The organism is Loktanella sp. 3ANDIMAR09 (assembly GCF_001420005.1).
Taxonomy (GTDB): domain Bacteria; phylum Pseudomonadota; class Alphaproteobacteria; order Rhodobacterales; family Rhodobacteraceae; genus Loktanella.
Genome location: NZ_LJAK01000020.1, coordinates 1 through 18,379, shown reverse-complemented (window position 1 = coordinate 18,379; position 18,379 = coordinate 1). Strand labels below are relative to the sequence as shown.

30 protein-coding genes are annotated in these 18,379 nt (G+C 60.9%); 12 read left to right on the top strand and 18 right to left on the bottom strand.

Going from position 1 to position 18,379, the window contains the following annotated elements:
• Position 1: 1 nt before the first annotated feature.
• The 18 genes from AN189_RS18100 to AN189_RS18000 form a co-directional block, all read right to left on the bottom strand.
• A complete protein-coding gene (locus AN189_RS18100; protein ID WP_056039414.1) occupies positions 2 to 454 on the bottom strand; it encodes an HK97 gp10 family phage protein in 453 nt (150 codons plus the stop codon).
• The gene (locus AN189_RS18095) at positions 444 to 797 is read right to left on the bottom strand and encodes a head-tail adaptor protein (protein WP_056039411.1); all 354 of its coding nucleotides are present in this window, start codon (positions 795 to 797) and stop codon (positions 444 to 446) included. The genes AN189_RS18100 and AN189_RS18095 overlap by 11 nt, the downstream gene beginning before the upstream one ends.
• On the bottom strand, positions 797 to 1,357 hold the full coding sequence (locus tag AN189_RS18090) for a hypothetical protein (protein WP_056039408.1): 561 nt from the start codon (positions 1,355 to 1,357) through the stop codon (positions 797 to 799). The genes AN189_RS18095 and AN189_RS18090 overlap by 1 nt, the downstream gene beginning before the upstream one ends.
• A gap of 11 nt (positions 1,358 to 1,368) precedes the next feature.
• The gene (locus tag AN189_RS18085) at positions 1,369 to 1,725 is read right to left on the bottom strand and encodes a hypothetical protein (protein ID WP_056039405.1); all 357 of its coding nucleotides are present in this window, start codon (positions 1,723 to 1,725) and stop codon (positions 1,369 to 1,371) included.
• A gap of 92 nt (positions 1,726 to 1,817) precedes the next feature.
• Entirely contained in the window at positions 1,818 to 3,146 is a 1,329-nt protein-coding gene (locus AN189_RS18080) for a phage major capsid protein (RefSeq protein WP_056039402.1), read from the bottom strand.
• A 100-nt stretch (positions 3,147 to 3,246) separates the two neighbouring features.
• Positions 3,247 to 4,149 (bottom strand): S49 family peptidase, encoded by a 903-nt coding sequence (locus AN189_RS18075; RefSeq protein WP_056039401.1) that lies wholly within the window; start codon positions 4,147 to 4,149, stop codon positions 3,247 to 3,249.
• Positions 4,146 to 5,423 carry a phage portal protein gene (locus AN189_RS18070; RefSeq protein ID WP_056039398.1) on the bottom strand — a complete coding sequence of 426 codons (1,278 nt, stop codon included), beginning with the start codon at positions 5,421 to 5,423 and terminating at the stop codon, positions 4,146 to 4,148. Before AN189_RS18070 ends, AN189_RS18075 begins: the two co-directional genes overlap by 4 nt.
• The gene (locus AN189_RS18065; RefSeq protein ID WP_056039394.1) at positions 5,423 to 7,090 is read right to left on the bottom strand and encodes a terminase large subunit; all 1,668 of its coding nucleotides are present in this window, start codon (positions 7,088 to 7,090) and stop codon (positions 5,423 to 5,425) included. Before AN189_RS18065 ends, AN189_RS18070 begins: the two co-directional genes overlap by 1 nt.
• Positions 7,077 to 7,520 carry a phage terminase small subunit P27 family gene (locus AN189_RS18060; protein WP_056039391.1) on the bottom strand — a complete coding sequence of 148 codons (444 nt, stop codon included), beginning with the start codon at positions 7,518 to 7,520 and terminating at the stop codon, positions 7,077 to 7,079. The genes AN189_RS18065 and AN189_RS18060 overlap by 14 nt, the downstream gene beginning before the upstream one ends.
• A 106-nt stretch (positions 7,521 to 7,626) precedes the next feature.
• The gene (locus AN189_RS18055; protein WP_056039388.1) at positions 7,627 to 8,022 is read right to left on the bottom strand and encodes an HNH endonuclease; all 396 of its coding nucleotides are present in this window, start codon (positions 8,020 to 8,022) and stop codon (positions 7,627 to 7,629) included.
• A 174-nt stretch (positions 8,023 to 8,196) separates the two neighbouring features.
• Positions 8,197 to 8,862, bottom strand: coding sequence for a hypothetical protein (locus AN189_RS18050; protein ID WP_056039385.1), 666 nt, complete (start codon positions 8,860 to 8,862; stop codon positions 8,197 to 8,199).
• Positions 8,859 to 9,512 (bottom strand): hypothetical protein, encoded by a 654-nt coding sequence (locus AN189_RS18045; RefSeq protein WP_172794951.1) that lies wholly within the window; start codon positions 9,510 to 9,512, stop codon positions 8,859 to 8,861. The genes AN189_RS18050 and AN189_RS18045 overlap by 4 nt, the downstream gene beginning before the upstream one ends.
• A gap of 242 nt (positions 9,513 to 9,754) precedes the next feature.
• Entirely contained in the window at positions 9,755 to 10,360 is a 606-nt protein-coding gene (locus AN189_RS18040) for a hypothetical protein (RefSeq protein WP_056039379.1), read from the bottom strand.
• Between the two features lie 264 nt (positions 10,361 to 10,624).
• The gene (locus tag AN189_RS18030; protein WP_056039374.1) at positions 10,625 to 11,368 is read right to left on the bottom strand and encodes a DNA methyltransferase; all 744 of its coding nucleotides are present in this window, start codon (positions 11,366 to 11,368) and stop codon (positions 10,625 to 10,627) included.
• The gene (locus AN189_RS18025) at positions 11,361 to 11,762 is read right to left on the bottom strand and encodes a hypothetical protein (protein WP_056039370.1); all 402 of its coding nucleotides are present in this window, start codon (positions 11,760 to 11,762) and stop codon (positions 11,361 to 11,363) included. The genes AN189_RS18030 and AN189_RS18025 overlap by 8 nt, the downstream gene beginning before the upstream one ends.
• Positions 11,759 to 12,094 (bottom strand): hypothetical protein, encoded by a 336-nt coding sequence (locus tag AN189_RS18020; RefSeq protein ID WP_157057565.1) that lies wholly within the window; start codon positions 12,092 to 12,094, stop codon positions 11,759 to 11,761. The genes AN189_RS18025 and AN189_RS18020 overlap by 4 nt, the downstream gene beginning before the upstream one ends.
• Before the next feature lie 367 nt (positions 12,095 to 12,461).
• Positions 12,462 to 12,803 (bottom strand): hypothetical protein, encoded by a 342-nt coding sequence (locus AN189_RS19635; protein WP_253279668.1) that lies wholly within the window; start codon positions 12,801 to 12,803, stop codon positions 12,462 to 12,464.
• Positions 12,800 to 13,060, bottom strand: a complete 261-nt coding sequence (locus AN189_RS18000) for a hypothetical protein (protein ID WP_056039361.1) — start codon at positions 13,058 to 13,060, stop codon at positions 12,800 to 12,802. The genes AN189_RS19635 and AN189_RS18000 overlap by 4 nt, the downstream gene beginning before the upstream one ends.
• Positions 13,061 to 13,105: 45 nt before the next feature.
• On the opposite strand from AN189_RS18000, the gene AN189_RS17995 reads away from it, so the two are divergent.
• From AN189_RS17995 to AN189_RS17950, 12 genes are all read left to right on the top strand, one after another.
• On the top strand, positions 13,106 to 13,474 hold the full coding sequence (locus AN189_RS17995; protein ID WP_157057564.1) for a helix-turn-helix domain-containing protein: 369 nt from the start codon (positions 13,106 to 13,108) through the stop codon (positions 13,472 to 13,474).
• Positions 13,475 to 13,556: 82 nt separating this feature from the next.
• A complete protein-coding gene (locus AN189_RS19285) occupies positions 13,557 to 14,036 on the top strand; it encodes a hypothetical protein (protein ID WP_157057563.1) in 480 nt (159 codons plus the stop codon).
• Positions 14,037 to 14,126: 90 nt separating this feature from the next.
• Positions 14,127 to 14,405, top strand: a complete 279-nt coding sequence (locus tag AN189_RS17990; protein ID WP_056039356.1) for a hypothetical protein — start codon at positions 14,127 to 14,129, stop codon at positions 14,403 to 14,405.
• Positions 14,402 to 14,560, top strand: coding sequence for a hypothetical protein (locus tag AN189_RS19280; RefSeq protein WP_157057562.1), 159 nt, complete (start codon positions 14,402 to 14,404; stop codon positions 14,558 to 14,560). Before AN189_RS17990 ends, AN189_RS19280 begins: the two co-directional genes overlap by 4 nt.
• Before the next feature lie 109 nt (positions 14,561 to 14,669).
• Positions 14,670 to 14,942 (top strand): hypothetical protein, encoded by a 273-nt coding sequence (locus AN189_RS17985; RefSeq protein WP_157057561.1) that lies wholly within the window; start codon positions 14,670 to 14,672, stop codon positions 14,940 to 14,942.
• Positions 14,939 to 15,118, top strand: coding sequence for a hypothetical protein (locus AN189_RS17980; RefSeq protein WP_056039352.1), 180 nt, complete (start codon positions 14,939 to 14,941; stop codon positions 15,116 to 15,118). The genes AN189_RS17985 and AN189_RS17980 overlap by 4 nt, the downstream gene beginning before the upstream one ends.
• Positions 15,115 to 15,393 (top strand): hypothetical protein, encoded by a 279-nt coding sequence (locus AN189_RS17975; RefSeq protein ID WP_056039349.1) that lies wholly within the window; start codon positions 15,115 to 15,117, stop codon positions 15,391 to 15,393. The genes AN189_RS17980 and AN189_RS17975 overlap by 4 nt, the downstream gene beginning before the upstream one ends.
• A gap of 26 nt (positions 15,394 to 15,419) precedes the next feature.
• A complete protein-coding gene (locus AN189_RS17970) occupies positions 15,420 to 15,842 on the top strand; it encodes a hypothetical protein (RefSeq protein WP_157057560.1) in 423 nt (140 codons plus the stop codon).
• Positions 15,843 to 15,879: 37 nt separating this feature from the next.
• The gene (locus AN189_RS17965; protein ID WP_056039344.1) at positions 15,880 to 16,863 is read left to right on the top strand and encodes a DUF2303 family protein; all 984 of its coding nucleotides are present in this window, start codon (positions 15,880 to 15,882) and stop codon (positions 16,861 to 16,863) included.
• A 57-nt stretch (positions 16,864 to 16,920) separates the two neighbouring features.
• The gene (locus AN189_RS17960) at positions 16,921 to 17,091 is read left to right on the top strand and encodes a hypothetical protein (RefSeq protein WP_157057559.1); all 171 of its coding nucleotides are present in this window, start codon (positions 16,921 to 16,923) and stop codon (positions 17,089 to 17,091) included.
• A 4-nt stretch (positions 17,092 to 17,095) separates the two neighbouring features.
• Complete coding sequence (locus AN189_RS19430; RefSeq protein WP_056039338.1) at positions 17,096 to 17,287, top strand: hypothetical protein; 192 nt, start codon at positions 17,096 to 17,098, stop codon at positions 17,285 to 17,287.
• A gap of 80 nt (positions 17,288 to 17,367) precedes the next feature.
• Complete coding sequence (locus AN189_RS17950; RefSeq protein WP_172794950.1) at positions 17,368 to 18,339, top strand: tyrosine-type recombinase/integrase; 972 nt, start codon at positions 17,368 to 17,370, stop codon at positions 18,337 to 18,339.
• Positions 18,340 to 18,379 lie beyond the last annotated feature (40 nt).

The following is an 18,379-nucleotide window of genomic DNA, read 5'->3' as shown; positions in this document are numbered from 1 at the left end:
GCTACCCCCTAGCCGCCCGCGCCGCCTTACGTTCGGCGCGTCCGATTGACTTTGTGACCTCGACCCACATTTCACGGCCCAGGCGGTCCAGCATTTCATCGCGGCCCGCATCCCAGGACGGGCGCAGCATTGGCGTCGGTGCCTGATTGACAGATCCAAATTCTTCTAAATGCGCCTGCGGTAGCGGTCCCGCGCCGATAAACATTTCCACCGCCGTCGAACTTTTGAACCGGCGATGCATCGCGGCCTGACGCTTCGACAGCTTTGCGCTGACCGCAAAACTTTCTGCCAGATCGCCAGACACGCGATCAGCCCGCGCCGCCGCGCCGTCCGCGATCCGCTGCGCCGCTGTTTTCAGTGCGCGCCGCATCGCGCCCTTGCCCGCCGCCGTGGTCAACCTTTCCAGCTGGCGATCAAGTTCAGCGAAACCGCGCAGCGACATATCACCCGCCATCGCCCGCCCCCTTCAGATCAGGCCGCGCCGTTGCCGAAATCTCGACAAACCGCCGACCGCGCGGCGATTCCTTGACCCCCGCAATGTCGAATGTCAGGCCATCGCACCGCAGACGATCAGCCGCCGTGATTCCTGCGGTGAACGCAGACCGCCGCACCGTGAAACGCGACGTGATCGACGCTGCGACCTGCTGTGCGACCCAACGTTCACCGTCACTGACATCCGACCGATCGGCCCAGACCGGCGCACCATGCGCCGCGAAAACCTCACGATCAGACAGGCCAGTATCAACCTTTGCCGATCGCTCGAACTGCACCCGATGATCAAACGACAGCCGCGCCATCAACCGCACCCGAAAACATGCGGGCGCTGATAGCGGACCTGACGGATCAGGTTGCCCGCCGCGAACGTGAGGTCGGAAAAATCGATCGCCTCGCCCGCGATTCCGTCCTCGTAAAATTCCGCAGCGATCAGCTTGATCGCCTGCACTATCTGCACCGGCCATGCCCCATCATCGTGCCCGGCTTCTACGCGCACGCGCAATTCACAGCCGTGTGCCAAATCCGCCAGCGACGGCATGATTACTTGCGGTTCGGTCATGCCCAAATGCAGACGCAGACCGGACAACGACAGATCACTATAGGTGCCATCACCTGCACCGATCGCGACCGATACGACCTGACGCACCGGCGCGATCGGCACCCACCACCGCGACCAGCCGCCAGTTTCGACAAACAGGTCGAACGTGCCCGCGCGCGCAGGACGCGCGCAGGCGGTTTCAACGATAGCGGTCGCCGCCGCCAGACAGCCCTCGACCGTTGCGACATCCTCGCCCGGCCAATGCCGTTCCAGGATCAACGTTTCAGCCGCGACCAGCGGATCGCGGGCACCAACCGGGACCATCTGCGCCCCGCTTACTTGCTGGACGGTTTCGGCGGCTCACCGGGCGACTTCGCAGCAGGCGGATCACCCGCTGTCTTTTCACCCGTGCCCGCGCCGCCCGCGGATTCAAGCGCCGCCAGCTTTGCCGCCAGTTCCGCCTCACGCTCTGCCACAGCCGCCTCGCGCGCGGCCAAGTCTTGCAGCCCCGCCGTCAGTTCCGCGTCGGAAATGCCGCCCGGCGACACCTTGCGCAGATCGTCCTTTTCAGGATCGAACGGACGCGCCACGGCCTGCAACTTGGCCGCGCGCACCGGATCAAACCCGGCGACATCGCCGGGCACATAGACGCCATGCGCCTTGGTGAATTTCATGATTACTTTGTCGGTCATGTGACCCCCTTATGTGAATTCAGGTGCAGCCCGTGCTGCGCCGATTGTGCGATTGACCCGCCGCCAGCGTCAGCCGCGACGGGTCAATCAGATCAGATCGCCCAGCCCTTGCCGTTCAAACCGGACAGCGCCGCCGTGTGACGCGGTGCCAGATCGTGCTCACTGATTGCGCGCATCAACGTCAGATCGTTCTGGAATGCGCTTACGGTGTCACCCGCCTGATTGACGAATGCCGCTTCGGTCGACGTGGCGATCGTCAGCGACATCGCGTCACCAATCATCACTTCGTTGAAGTCAGCGAAATAGACTTCGGTTTCGTCGCCATCCACGCCCAGGTTGTTCGGAATCTGCGATGTCGTGCGGATCGGAAAACCTTTCAACGTGCCGTTCTGATCGATCGACGGGAAAATCAGCGCGCCGCTGTTCGGATCGCGCAGACCGGCCAGGAAATTCTTGGTCGACGCCCGCATGATCCAGCCCGGACTCTGCATTGTCACGTTGGCATCCTCGACCAGCGACACCAGACGCCGGATCGCAGCTTCGACAGCGGCAGGCGCGACACCGACCGGATCAAGCCAGTTTGCAACCGGCGTCCAGTATTTCAGACCGTAGGGCGTTGCGTTTGCACCGATGTCGCGCAGAAAGGCCAGATCCTCGCGCGTCGCCATGACAGACAGCAGATCATCACGCACGATCGCGGCAACCGCTGCCGTCGAATGACGCAACAGCGCATTGCCGACCGGCACCAGGGCGCGCAGGGTTTTGAATCCCTGATCGATCCCGTCGAAACTCTGTTCGCTTTCGACAGCCGCACCATTCTCGACGCCGTAGCCCGCTGTTGCGCTGCCCGTCTGCGCGCCGTGGCGCACCTGACCCGCTGGCATCGGCATAACCCGCGCGCCAGATGCGCGCACGGTGACACGCGGGCGCAGCAGTTCGATAACAGTTTCGGCCTGCGGACGCGGCAACAGCACCCCGCCTGCGGTCTGTTGCGCCCCCGTCAGCGCCGCCGAAATCCCCGAATGCCCTGCGGCGTCCAACGCGGCGCAGGCGTCACCCAGATTGCCGCGCGCATTCGTCAGCGCGTGAACCGCGAAACCGATGTCCAGCCCGCGATCCGCTTCACTGGCGACCGTGGCAGGCGCGCGACCAGCGGGCGGCGCATCCTGTTCCTGCGTTGCAGACACGGCGGCGGCACTTTCCACAGCCTCGGCACGGCGCACAGCCGCATCTGCGCGATCGAATGTGGCCTGCGCCGCATCGAAATCAGCCACAGCAGCCGCGACAGCCTGTTCGGCAGCAGTTGTGTCATCGTTACCCAATGCGGTCAGACCGCTTTCTGCCGTTGCGATGGCATCCGCCGCCGCCCGCAGGTTTGTCGCCGCTTGCGCACGCAAGCGCCGCAGATCGTTGATGTCCATATCGTTCCCCTTTGTTGAAACCGCACGCGCGGCGATAGACCCCGCGCGCGTGCGGCGGGGTTTGGTTCACGCCCGGCGCACCGGGCGAATTCGGATTGTGTCAGCTGGCGGCGATCGCGGCGGCGGCGGCGGCGGCGGCACCGTAGGCGCGCGCGCCGGTCGCGCGCGGCTTTGGCGCGTAGCGTGCAAAAATCTGCGCATAAAATGCGTCGCGCGTCTGCGTCGCATCCGCCAGACCCCGCGCCTGCGCCTCGGCAAATCCGAACGTGCCGCCGCCGTCTGCCGGATTGTCGGTCGCGCTGATCCGGCCCGCGACATCCGCCGCAGCCATGTTGCGCCCTGCGGCGATGGCCGCGTGAAATGCCACCTCGAACCGATCCAGCTGCGCCTGAATCAGTGCCGCCCCCACTTCGGTCGACGGGTCCGCATTCTTGGCCCGCGCATGGCTTGACCGAATGACGAATTCCTGATCGCCATCCATCCCCGGCTGGATGGGCGCGAAACCGCGATATTGAACGCCGATGCTGCCCACCTGCGCCCCCGGCGTCAGTGTGATGTCTGTCGCCTGCGACGCCACCCAATAGGCCGCAGACGTGGCAAGCGGATTGATCAGCGCGTGAACCGGCTTCACTGTTGCAGCCTGCGCGACGGCCTGCACCGCTTCATCGATGCCGATCACGGCACCGCCCGGACTGTTACAATCCAGCACGATCGCTGCGACATCATCCGCAGCTGCCAGGATCGCCATCGTTTCAGCAATGCCGCGATAGGTCGACCAACCCATGCGCTCGAACCGCTGCCCGCCCGGTGTCAGCAGGCCAGTCAACGGCACAATCGCAACACCACGTTGCACGACAAATCTGTCGGACGGATCGACATCACCGCCACCGCCAAACGCAGACACATCGCCCGCCAATTCAACCGCCATCCATGCGCCCGCATGTTCCGCGCACAGCGCGGTCGCCGCGCCCTGCCAAAGTGCCGCCATAGTTTGCCGCGTCATGTCTCAGCCCCTTCCTTTTCCGTTGTCGTGGTGTCGTCGCGCGTCATGTTGGACGGCGGATAGAGCTGATCACCGTTCGCAGTCTTTGGCAGGCGTGCCCGCGCCTGCGCATCGTTCGGCGTCATGAACGGACCACCGACTGCAACTTTTAGCGCGTTGAATAGTTCGGCGGTTGTCGGTTCCAGCAGCGCCGAAAAATCATGGCGGAAAAACAGACCCGCCGCACGCTCGCCAGCGGTCAACAGCGCCTGATCGTATTGCGGCGCGATCAGCGCCTGCCAGTGCATCAGGCAATCCGTCAGATAATCGATCGCCTGCTGTTGACCGTTCGCCTTGACGCCGTTTTCCAGCATTTGCAGTTTAGACGGCGGCATACGGTAAATCGCGGCGATCATTTCCCGATCAAATTTCCGACTTGCCAGCAATTCCTGATCCGCAGCCGACAGGTCCAGTTTTTGAATGTCCTCGTCAGCATTCAACACCGGAAACGAACCATCGGTCGGATCAGTCAGCGCCGCCTTGATCCGCCGTGCGGAACGCTGCCGCGCGTCGTCGTCCTCATAGGCATCCGACAGCTTGATCGCGGCTTTCGTTGTGCCACCCGCCGCCGTGCGCGCTGCCGCCTCTTGCCCGGCCATCGCCAGACCCATGCTTTCGCTGGCGACAGTCAAAGGCGATCGATGCGTCCAACCGTCCAGCGCCATATAGCGCATATGCACCATAGACCGCGACCGCGCGCGCCGGTAAACGCCCGCCCCATCCTCGAAATCATAAAACCGCATCCGGCCCGATCGCGTGACGCTCACACCATCCGGCGACAGACCATCCACCATCAGCAATTCGCCCGCCCCATCGCGCGGCGCATAGGCATAACTGACACCGCGCAGGCTGAACGCATAGACCAGCGCAAACCGCGTGACAGCGGCGGGCACACCCGGCGCGGATTCCACGTTCATCAGGTAGATCGCCGGATGATCGAAAACCTGCGATTCCGTGCCGTCAGGTTTGCGCTGCCACAGCTGCAACGGCACCTTGGCATGATCGCCCGCCAGGTTGTTACAGCAGGCGAAAACCGTCGCGTGACGTTCTGCCGTGGTCGGTGTCACCCGTGGCAACGACTTGACCCGCGACTGCACGCCACCGCCCCAGCCAATATCTTGAAGCCATGCCTGCGGCGCAGCCTTTGACGGCACATCACCAGCGGTCACGACAGGCGGTTCGACGCGCGCGGTCGCAGGGTCATGTCTGCGTCGGAATAGATCACCGATCCCCATTAAACGACTGTCGCCTCCATTGCCTTGCGCTTCTTTTCGTTCGCCTCTGCGCGGCCCACGGCCATGATCGCGGCGACCGCCGCATCGATGCGGCCCGTTGACTTTTTCTTGTTCGGTTTCACGTTTTCCGCCGCATCCTCGTCGCGGTGAACGTTGCCGATCTGCCAGGCCAGCACCGGATTGCCACCGTGCCGGATCATTTTCTGCGCCACCTTTTCCTCGAAACGTTTCATCGGGTTGGACATCGACGCAAAGCCCTGCCGATGCTCGACCATCGGGAACCGCTTTTTTTCCAGCCGGTCCGCAATGTCTTTCATGCCCCACGGATCATAGGCGACCTCTTGCAGATCGAACTTTGCCCTGATCCATTCCATCCGGTTTTCGATCTCTTGTTCATCGATCGTGCCGCCGTGATGCACTTCCAGCCAGCCCGCATCGCGCCAGCCGATGAATTCGCGTTTTTCCGACTGCGCCCGCGCAACGAAACCTTTCTGACCGCTTGGCAGAAAAGTGAAGGCGATCAGATAGATCAGTTTACCAACCGGCACCGCCACGACGATCGCCGTGGTGTCGACCTTGTTCGACAGGTCCAGACCAACCCACGCCTTGCGACCGAACAACAGGTCATATTCAAACGGCGCTGACATCTCGCCCGCGTCCCAGATGTCGCGCGCGATCCAGCTTTCTGCGCCTTCGGTCCACAGGTTCAGGTGGAACCTTTTGAAATTCGGCATCTGCCCGGCGATCGTCAGCGCCTTGTTCGCCGCAGCCCTTACGCGGTCCTCCGGTTTGCTGATCCCCAAATTCGGATTGCCCATTGCCCAGGCGACCGGATCAAGCGGATCACAATCTGGCGGCGGCTCTGCCACATAGCCGAAAAACCGATCGTCCTGCACATCACCGCGCAGCACGCTTTCTGCATAGGTCCGCAGTTCGCCGCACAGCGACGCGCGATCATGCCCTGCCGTTGTGATCACCCAATCGATAGGCTGCGCACGCGCGATCATGCTTTCCGTCAGCGTTTCCGCCAGTTCGCGATCTGACCAGCGGTGCATTTCATCACGCGCCAGAAATGACGGGTTGATGCCGTCCGATGAATTGCCGTCACGACTGACGGACTTGATCACACCGTCGACGCGCGGCGTCGTGATTTCATGCGTCCAGACTTTCATCAGCTGCGACAGCGCAGGCGACTTGCGGATCATCCGCTTGATGCCCTTGAACAACAGACCGGCCTGATCGCGCGTTGTCGCCGCGCAATATGCCTCCGGTGCCGATTCACCGTCAAACAGCTGCGTAAACAGCATTGGCGACGCGGTGTCAGTCGTCTTGCCGTTTTTTTTGCCGACTTGATGATAGGTGTCGACAAAACGCCGCAGCCCGGTGTCCTCGCGCTTCCAGCCAAAAACCGAACCATGCCTGAACACCTGCCACGGCTCCAACCGGATCGGATGCCCCGCCATCGGCCCCGCCGTATGCTGCAACATGGCCGCAAAATTGCAGATCATGCTTGCGGCCTCGCAATCGAAAAACAGGCCGCGATCCCGCCCCGTTTCCAGGTCCAGCAGGTGACGTTCACAGGCCATCCGCACCAGATCGCCCGCGATGATCGATCCGTCCAGGACACCCAGGGCATAGCGCGAAACCGGATGATCAATCGGGTCCATGTTTCAGCTGTTTCATGATGTCTGCAAACAGATCGCCCTGACCACCTTCACCCAGACGCGCCTCATCCACCGGCGACAGGCCAAACAGCGCCGAGTCGCGGCGCATGGCGTTCATCGCCTCTTGCTGGACGCCGAATGCCGCCGTCTTTTTCTGCTGCACACCGTTGCGCGTTTTTGTCTCGAACCAAAAACCATCAATCGCGATCACGGCGGTCGCAGCAAGAAAATTGCTCACACTCTCGCAATAGGATGCAAACTGATAGGTGAAGGCCGGTTGCAATCGATCCTTGGCGATCAATTCAGGTGCCAGTTCGTCCCAGACCTTGCGCGCATCCTCTGACATCCAATCGGGCGCATCCGGCACGCGACGGGCGGCGTCGCCTTTCATCGGAATCACGTTGCCCAGCGGGTTAGGTTTACGTCCTTTCATCCGTCATTCCCTTCACCATCACCCTGATCATGTGGTTTTTTTTCCCAATTTCCCCCGCGCAAAAATAACGGTTCCCCCGCCGGTCAACGGTAGGCGCGGGCGGTTTTTACCCACCCCCCCCGGTTTGACCGTGAAAGACCTCGCGCGCCGTTTTCCGGTTGTGGCAGGGTATGCACAACGCCTGCCAATTCGATCGAAGCCAGAACAGACGCCGATCACCCTTGTGCGGCTCGATATGGTCAACGACCTTTGCAGGCACGACAGCACCCAGATCGCCACAATCGGCGCACAGCGGATTGCGCCGCAGGAACCTACGACTTGCCGCACGCCACGCCCGCGACTGATAAAGCGATCGCCACGCCCGCGCGTGATCCGTCGACTGTGCCGCCTTGCGTCGCGCCGCCAGCTTGTCACGCTTGGCCGCGTCGTGCCGTTCGCAATGCGGACAACCCGGCAACGCCAGATCGTCGCAGCCCGGCGCGACACAGATCAACAGCGGCATGGCACCCCCAGAAACGCAACGCGCCCGCAAGGTGTTTACCATGCGGGCGCAGTTCGGTTGCTTGTTTGTTAGCAAGGGGGGCTAACATTCGTCAACACCTTTTCGCGTATCGCAATACCGACTTGCGCACCAGCGAGGCGCACAACGGCGCTGCGACACCATCGCCAGCGCGACCTATCCCCTTTCCCAAGGCTGCATTGGCGGCATGTCGTCGGTGACGACCCAGGCTGATAGATCATTGCCCAGCTGCAACGATGTCCGCACATCCAGCAGCGCAGACCACCACCGCAGATAGTCGCGCCGCCGTGCGGCAACCTCTGACGGCCCACCCATCACGACCACCGGACAATAGCGACCCTCTTGCCGCTGCAACCTGCCACGCCATCCCGACACCATCGCAGGCACCGCGACACCATCGGCCACGGCATCCGCCGTCATGGCATAGCGCCCATGCGGGTTGCGATCCCACCGCACCGGCTGGATCGACGTTGCCACATGCCAGCCCGGCATCGTGTCCGCGCGGGCATGTTCCACCATCGTGATCGCCATGCGCCGCCCGCCGCAACCCTCGGGCAACACCGCCAGCGCAGACGCCACGATGTCCGCGTCAGGATGCGGATCAGATCGCCCGCCGCCGTCGATCCTGCACCCCAACATTTCATGCTGTGCGATGATCGCCGTCGCGGATGCATAACCAAAGCCCTGCGACAGTTCCGCCCGATCATCGTCAAAATCCAGCTGCGCCGCCTCACGCTTGAAAGCCCAGACAATCAAAGGCCAGACCCCGATCGCGCGCCGGTCGCGACCCATCGGTCGCAAAGGTTCACGCAGCGCGATCATTCCGCAACCGCCTGCACATCGGCCCGCGCCTTGTCCTGTCGCCGCGCGACGCCCGCCGCAACGATCCGCGCAACGGTCTGGCGGTGCGCCTGATATGCCGCCAGTTCGTCGCGGTCGGACTGCATTGCGGTGCCCCGCGCGATCCGTTCCGCCGTGATGGCATGTCGCCGCGCCGCCTCTGCACCCGCTGCCTTGATCCGGCTCATATCGTATGGACCGGGCGGCATACCCGTGCGCGACAGGTGCCGATACAGTTCGACCTCGTAACCTCCGATGATCGCAGGCGGTCCCTCGACAGATGCAAGCCAACTTGACACGATCGGAAATTCCAGCGGCGGCGGTGTCTGCATCCCCTTGGCGTGCGTCATGATTGCCGCCTCTGACCAGCAATGCACGCGCGGCACCCCGCGCCCGGTCGCGTTCTGGATCACGATATCCGCCAGTGTCATCAGGTTGTCGCCGGTCATGTAAGCCAGGCGTTCGGAAACCCGTGCCCGCATCTGCGCAAATTCCTCAACCGACTTGCCGCGCGGACGCAACAGCCCGGCATCGTCCAACCGCTGCCAGAACAGCACCCGGACACGTTCGCGACCTTCGGCGCGCTCTTGTGTCGACAAACCGACCTTAGCGGCCCCCTTACCCTGTGCCATCGCCTGCATTCTGTTTCCCCTTTTCTAAGCCTGCGCCGCTTGCCATTAGGCGCGTCAATTCCGTTTCGTGCGATCCCGCCATTATCTTTTTATTTCATATCTTTTCTTTTCCTTTCAGCGGTTACAGAACCGGCCCAAAAAAAAGGAATTCGCGCTAATTCCCGTCAAATTCCGTGACTATTCCGTGCCGTTTCGTGATTGTTCCGTAACTTTCTGTGACCGTCACAGAACCGCACAGATCGCTACGACCTCATAGACACCGCGTCGACGGCCTCGCGGATCGCGGATTCAGTGCGGTTGCCGGTGCAGTTCTCACGCAGCCATGCATCGATGCGATCGACCATCTGCGGACTGGATGCCAACCGCCCCATCCCGTCCATCGCCTTTAGGCGTTGCTCCAAATCCTTGCGTTGCTTTGCCTCGCGGCGGCGCTGTTGCTCTGCCTCACGATCGCGGCGCTGCCCGATCGCCGCCAGCGCGCGCTCTGTCACCACCGGATGCATCAAGCGCACCTGATCGCCCGCCCGGCACTCGACCCAATGCCGCAGCGGGTTGACATCGGCCTGCATCCAGATTGCCCATTGCTGATCAGTGACACCCAGCAACCGCGCCAACAGCTTCGGATTGACTGGCAACGTGCCGACCGGCGTTTGATCCTGCGCGATCATGAACAATTCCAAAATCACGCCGCGCATTTCCCACGACGCTAACAGCCGCGTTTCGCTCGACAACCAACGGCGAAATTCCAGCTGCAAAAAATAGTGCGATTGCAGACGTTCATCCGCAGGAATTGGATATTCACGCAAATCATCGAAATTTGCAGCGATAGACAGCGCGGGCACGGTCATGACTTGGACCCCGCCACCGCATTCTTGCGCGCCCAGAAAGTGCAATCTGCCGCCGATTGCGCGCCTGAAACGGGCGCACCGTATTCGGCGCAGCGACCGCGTGACCGCATCGTGTCACCGTCGAACCTTGCACATACGCCGCAAATCCGGCGCAGATGCATCGGACAGCGGCCCGATCGCGGGTTTTGCTCGTTGGGACGCTGTTGCACCACCTGCCCGCTGCGTCCGTCCTGTGCGATGTCCACAATGAACCGCGCAGGCGTTCTAAACTTGATCGACACGATCGCCCCCCGTTTTGGATTGTTCTGCATAGGCCGCTGCAACACGGTCGCAGGCGGTCCGAAAATGTTGCGGGTCTAGTTCGATCCCGATCGCCGCACGCCCCGCCAGGACGGCGGCAACCAACGCGCTGCCCGATCCTGCGAACGGGTCCAGCACCAGATCACCCAGATCGCTAGAATTGCGGATATAGTGATCCATCAGCGCGACCGGCTTTTCGGTCGGATGATCGCTGACCTTTGGCGCGTTCAACCGAAACGACTGCATTGACCCCGCATCGCGGACCTTGCGCGCGCGACCGCGCCACAGATACAGCGTGAATTCGAGGTTTTTCATATACCAGCGGTTGCGCGTTGCCCGCACCTTGTCCCAAGTCAGCAGGTTGTGGAATTTCCAGCCCGCGCCGGTAAAACCCGCGTGCGCCGCAAACAGGTTTTTGTCATTTGACATGACGTAGGCGTCTGCATCCGCCTTGCACGCGCGATAGATCGGCCCGCCCATCGCGCCCCAACCGATCGACGCCATTAGATCGCCGCTGTTGTCATAGGCATCACTGGCAAAGATGCCACCCATGACCTGCGCCGCGTTGCCGCCCGATGTCAGCTTATAGGGCGGATCAGTCACGACCAGATCAGCGACACCCACCAGATGCGGCAACACGTCCAGCGCATCGCCCAGATAAAGCGTGCAATCTCCGATCTGGACGCGCTGGACCCACGGATCAGACATTGCGCACCGCCGCCAGCCCCGCGCGCCGATCGCGATCCGCGACCCACGCCGTTTGCACTTGCGTGATATATCGCCGCGCCGCACGGCACAGATCGGCCTGCGGCGTGCCAGATGGCGCGCGCTTGTGCAGCCGCCACGCCAGCAACGCGGGCGCAATCTTGTGACCGACCATGCGAAATTCGCGCACGCTGACCTGACGACAGGCCGCGCTGCAATGGGTTTGCCAGGATCGCGACGGCACAAAGGCCGCGCCGCAGGATGGATTGAAACAGACGCCCGGCGAATGCATCGGCACCGCCGCCAGTTCGCGCGCCGCTGCCACGTCAAACGGTTCAACGTCCAGATGCGGTGTCACCGCATTTGCGAACGCGCCACCGCCGCAGGCCACGGTCACGCGGACACCAGATCACGCCCAGACGGCGCGTTTTCATCATCGATCAGATGCCCCGGATCGGCGGCAATCTCGCACAGCGAAATCATGCCGCGCGTCCGTTTGACGCGATAGGACAGAATGCGGACATAACGAAAACCACTGTGCCCCGCGACCGGCTCTTGCCAGCGGGTCCAGTCCCAGGCGGGCGCGTTTTCGGCACAGACCAGCACAACGGCGCTGCCGAAAATGCCCGGCTTTTCCTCGAACCGGACCCAGACCACGACACCCTCTGACAGCGAACACCCTGCCCCGTTGTGCCGCACCAACGGCCCGAATTCCGACAGGTCAGACACGGCGCGCATCCCCCATCAAATCCGCAAAATCAAAAAAACCAGCGGGGCGGATCGCCTGAACAGACGACGACCCGGCCCCGCTGTTGTCCGAATGCCGCGCATCACGACCGCAACACCGGACAGTCAGGGACCGCAGCCCCCGGCAACCCCTGATCCAAGGACAAACGATCAGGGAAAGGACACCCGCCGCGCGCATCATTCGTCGCGACCGGAAAGTTTTCTGGCATCAGGCCCGGCTGACAACCGACGCAGGCGGCGGGCGGCAGATGCCGCCCACCATGCGCCAATGCGCCCCAGCCATTCCGCAGGCCACCAACTGCCAAACGCGCGCAGATGCACCGCCGCCCAGCATTCCAAACGGTAGAAACTACGCCGCATCGTGCCCCCCGAACAAAGCCGCAGCGGACTCGCGCAGATCGGGCATTGTCAGCGCCAAACCGACAACCCAACCAGACGGCGCATTCGATCCAGTCCACCAGTTTTCAGCGGTCGACGGATCGACCCGAAACAGCACTGCCGCCTCTGCCGCACTCTCGAAATTCTCGCGAATGAACAGTGACCACGTTTCTGCAAAATGCTGGCGATATGACCGCACATCAGACGCGCGGGAAAACTTTCCATAAGACATTCCGGCTATTCCTTTCCTATGACTGCCTTGTGTTGAGACAGACTTGGAAACAGCGGCAAAGGACGGGGCGGCGCGCATCATGCCGCCGCCCCGGTTGTGTCAGAGTAATTGTCTGCATCAGACGGCCAAACCTTGATTTTCGCATGCGGCTTGAAAGCGAAAAGGTCCAACGGGCAGCTTACTTGCTTGGCAGCACATTCCAGCTTGATGATCCGATACCAACCCGGTGGAAAAGCGCCCTTGGACAGCGCGTTTGAAATGGCAGTGTCAGTTACGCCAATGACTTCGCGGAGATGTGAGCGCCCGATCGCGGCAACAATGTCAGATACATTCTTCATATCGCCACACGTACTCACATATTATGAGTCCGTCAACTTCACAAAATGCAATTTTACACATTTTGTGAGCTACGCGACAATTGCGGGATGAAAAACGCAGAAACATCCACCAATGATAAATACCCTTACGCCGAAATCGGTCGGCGCTTGCGGGTTCTTCGCGAAACTACTGGAATGAACAAAGCGGACTACGCTGCGATCTGCGGTTACAACTATACACGCTACATCAACTGGGAGTCAGGTCATCGACGGATGATGCCAGACGATGCAATCATTCTCTGCGAAAAATTTGGCGTAACCTTGGACTTCATATATCGTGGCATCGAAGCACAGTTGCCGCACAGCCTCTTGATCGCAATGTCATCCAAACCCCGTGACAAAGCTACCAAAATGTCTAACGAAACACCCGAATGATCCGCTGCATCAATCAATAAATTTAAGCGACTCTGATCCAAATTTGCGCCCCCATAGGTAGAACGTTAGGAGAACATTAATCATGTTGTCAACCATCGAGCGCCAATATCTAAACGGCTTCTCCGTTGCCATAAAAGTCACATTTGCGGTGACAACGTTCTGTTTTATAACAATAAGTCCAGCCAATGCGCAGGGACAAGTATGTAGCGATGAACAACAGAACCCAATCAAGCTTTTAAGCTGGAACTTCAGTGAGGTGGACAATGACTTTGGCGGTACATCGACACTCGTCACGTACTCGGTCGAAAACCAAACAGACCGCACGATCGTTGCGGTAGATAGCACACTCCAGGGCATCGACAGTCTAGACCGGCGTATGTTTATCTTAACCTTTCCACCGTATCCGGACTTTGGCACTAGCCAAACTGCACTTACTGTAGATGAGCGATATTCAGGGGCCGAAGGACTTACCGCCGCCGCCCGGATACCACCAGATGCAATCACTGTGACACTCTGTACCACACGCATTGCATTCTCAGACGGCACTATCGCAGTATATTAAGCTGTCCAACCTATAAACTCACCTTTTGTGAGTTTATTAATTGACGGCTCACATTTTGTGAGTTAGCAAGCCTCCTAAACAGGAGGCCACATGTCAGACCCACAGAACGTTTCCGACTACTTCATGATGCACCACGCACATGCACCCGCTGATCAGCGGGGCGGCGCGGTGCGCGCCGCCGTTGCCTGCGGTCACGGATCGCTGATTACACCAGAAACCGCAGACGCGCACAGCCGCCCGGCATCGCACCTTTATGAACTGGACCTGTTCAGCGTGACCGCGACCGGCTGCACCTTTGACGCCTGCGTCGAAAATTGGTTTCGCGTCGCCGCGCGCGTGCTGGACTGCGACGCAGGTGCAATCGCATGACCGACGCCGCAATCCATATCGCAATCCAGCTTCTTGCCTTCATTGGATTCATTGCGGTCCTTTGGCGCGCATCGCAACCGAACGTCTTTGGCGCTGGAATTGCCGTCTATGGCGTCGCGTGCCTTGCCCACATCGCAGCCCTGATCACGCTGTGATGCCCTGCGGACTGAACCCAGACCGCAGGCACAACGGCCCGCGTCGCGCGACCTCCTCCCCGCGCGGCGCGGTGCCAAACAAACCCCAGCCAATGCAGGACCGCACGCCATGACAATGCACAGCCCGAAAACAGAAAACGCAGCCGCGATCGTGCGCGTCACCGCTGGCAAGATCACAGCCGTTGCGGATGGCACGCATTACCGGCTGATTTACCCGCGCGGGATGGGTCCACGGCGCAAGATTGATCGCCTGCCCTATGACCTTGCAGACGCCGCAGCCTGCGCCGATCGCCACGGTCATGCCGTCTATGCGCGCCGCCGCGATGCGATGCAACGCTTGCTGGACGCCCTGACAGAACAAGGTCAGGCGGTGACGCCATGACCGCCGCGATCCTGACAGGTCTGTCGGTGCTGGCCTACGCCGCCGCCGCGTTTTGCTTTGGCGTGACAGGCTACACATTAGGCGACAAGCCCCAACTGTCAGGCACCATGACGATCGCCACGGTAATTTTTTTCAATATCGGTGTGATCCTACAGCTGACGGTCCTGTCAATATGACCGCCGCACCGCGCCGCCCGATGTCAGACATGCCGCACGCCCAGCAGGCGGGCATCCTTTGCAACGACATCCGGTTTCGACGGTTTGCAGACAGCCGCACGATCAGGACCGGCACAGCCCTGTCACCATCCGCCGCCGCCGAATTCCTGCGGCGGCAATGCCAGATCAGCAGCCGCCGCGACCTCGACACCGACACGAACGCGCGCGACCGCTTTGACGCCCTGCGCACCGAATTCGACGCATGGCGCGGCCTGATCGCCGCACCGCGCAACTGACACAACCCACCCCGAAAGGATCAAAAATGATGCCAAACGTCAAACCACCGGCCAGGATCAACCCGACCGAACCGCACGACCCCTACAAAATGCGAACGCTTGAACAGATTCTAATGCTGTTCAACGGCGGCGAATTCATGACCGAAATCATGACCGGGCACAGCGACTTGATGCACGAACTTCTTGATCACAACGCAGACCACGGACCCAAAGGCTGCGAAGGCACCATGTCGATCAAGCTAAATTACAAGGTCGGCAACGCGGGCGATGTCGGCATGTCCGCGCAGGTCAGCTTTAGCGGACCAAAGAAACCACCCAGCAGCGCAGGCGCATTTATCGACGATGCCGGGCACCTGACGCTTTACAGCCCAATGATGAAACGAATGCACCAGCCATTGCGCGACGCGACCGACCACGACCCCGAAACGGGCGAAGTGCGCGACGCCTGATCAACATCAAACGAAACGAACAACACAAGGTAAAGCCATGACGGACCACACACAGAAAGCAAACGTTGCCGAAACCATGCGCGACGTGATGCGCGACCTGAATCAGCACCAGCTGATCGACACGCTGCCAGAACACGATCTGACAACGCCGCATCTGATCGACTTGCCGATTGGCCGCAACATTCACGACCTGACCGAAAAACATCGCGAAGCAATGGAATTCCTAAAACCATTGCGCCGGAAAGGCACCGCACACCTGACGGACCTGCAAAGCCTGATCGACTGGTCGAACCGTTTCAGCGGTCAAAACAGCGCGCTTTTTGCCGACAGCAATATGTCCGCACCGCGCCTGACCTGCATTGCCGATTATCACGAAGCAGGACCGGCTGACGTGAAAGTGCAATGGGGCGAACCCACCGCGCGCCATTGCCACCATCGCGCGGTTTATGCCTTCCCCCTCTCGGACGAATGGAAAATCTGGCAAGGCGTCGCAAAAGAGGCGCTGGAAAAAGACGACCTTGGCGAATTCATCGAAGCGAACGCCAAGGACATTCTGGACCCAACACCGGCAATCATCGCGGGCAAAGAAAGCGACAAAAATCACGATTGGGAAAACCGCCTGATCATGCAAGCGCAGCAGATCGAAGGCCGGTTCGGACAGCTTGGCGAATTGCTGCAAATGTCACGCCAGTTTGCAGTTCACGAAACCAGCAACCTGACAGTGATCAGCAATCGCGACACGGGCGAAGGTCAAATCCAGTTCGTAAATGAACACAAGGCACCGGACGGTAGCCCGCTGCGCATTCCAAACCTTTTGATCATTGCAATCCCGGTTTTCCAGGGCGGCGCGCTGTATCGCATGGCAGTCCGCTTTCGTTACCGGAAATCCGGCGGCGCGGTCCGATTCATCATCAAGCCATACAACCCGGAAAAATCATTCCGCGCTGCGTTCGATGAAGCAACAGAACAAGCCCGATCCGAAACAAAGCTACCCATCTTTTTCGGCACGCCTGAAAACTGATCGAAACAACCGGCCTGCAAAATGCAGGCCGGTCACACACTCGAAGGAATGCACGCAATGACCTTTGACAACCTGCACCGCCGCGCACCGCAACCGACCTACACCGGGCGGCAATGGGCGATTGCGGTCGCCGTGATCCTGATCTGCATCGCCGCGATCGATGTCGTCTGGCGCGAACTCACCGTCTGCGATCCTTGCGAATGGGTCGCAGACAACGCGGACCACTGACGCCATGCCAACCGCGACAGAGGCACAGATCAAACGCGCGATCCGCGTCGCGCAACAACAGGGTTGTAGCGCCGTGGTGGTTGAAGGCGCGAAAATCACGATCCTTGTCGACAGCCCGCCGCCGCGTGTATCGTCCGACGATTCAGACGGGGTTGACGCATGGGACAAGGCAACACGGGCGGCACAGTGCGGCTAAAGCACATCAGCAGATCAGGGACATGGCCCAGCGGGCACCCGCGTTGCTACTACCGCCCAAAAGGCCGCAAAGGCGTCGCCTTGCCCGATCTGCCAATGGATCACCCCGCGTTTCTGCGCGCCTACGCGGACGCAGCAGGCGGCGACATGCCACTGACCACATCACACGTCACCGGATCGCTCGGCGCTGGCGTGCTGGCCTATCAAGCATCCGACACCTTTCTGACACTGGCGGCATCATCCCGCGACAGCCGCACCCGCATCCTGAACAAGTTGCGCCGCAGCTATGGTGAATTGCGCATTGCCGGTCTGCTGTCGCGCCACATCCGCCAGGACATCGCGCAGCTGGACCCGAACCCCGCAAACAACCGGCTAAAGGTCTGGCGCGCGTTGTGCCGTTTTTGGGTTGACGCAGGCTTGATCGACACCGACCCGGCCCGCGACGTGCGCCCGCGCACCGCACCAAAAACAGACGGCCACATGGCATGGTCGCGCGACGACCTCGACAGGTTTCGCACCCATTGGCCCATCGGATCGCCGCAACGCCTGGCGATGGAATTGATCTATCAATCTTGCGCATCGATCGGTGACGCCTGCCGCCTTGGCCCCGGCCAGGTCGACGCCGCTGGATGGCTGACATATCGGCGCGGCAAATCTGACAGCATGGCAACAGCGCCGATTCTGACCGCAGCGCCCGCATGGTTTGAAGGCCAGCCCGACACGCTGCGCGCCTGCATCGATCGCGCGCCGCGCGGCCTGACCTACCTTGTGACCGAACGCGCCCGGCCCAGATCGCCAAAATCCGCGACGCAATGGTTTGCCCGCGCGTGCCGCGATGCCGGTCTGGACGATGGCAAGACAGCCCACGGCCTGCGCAAACTACGCGCGGCGATGATGCGAGAAATGGGCGCGACCAAGGATCAGCGCATGGCGATCCTTGGACACGAAACAGAAACAGAAGCGGACCACTATGCGAAATCCGCAGACCTGCGGCGGGTCATTGCTGGAACAGAAAGTTCCAACCCGGTCCAACTTTCCAAAAATTCGCGTTAGTTTTCAATCGCTTAATGTGGTGGTGGCGGTCCGTAGAGGA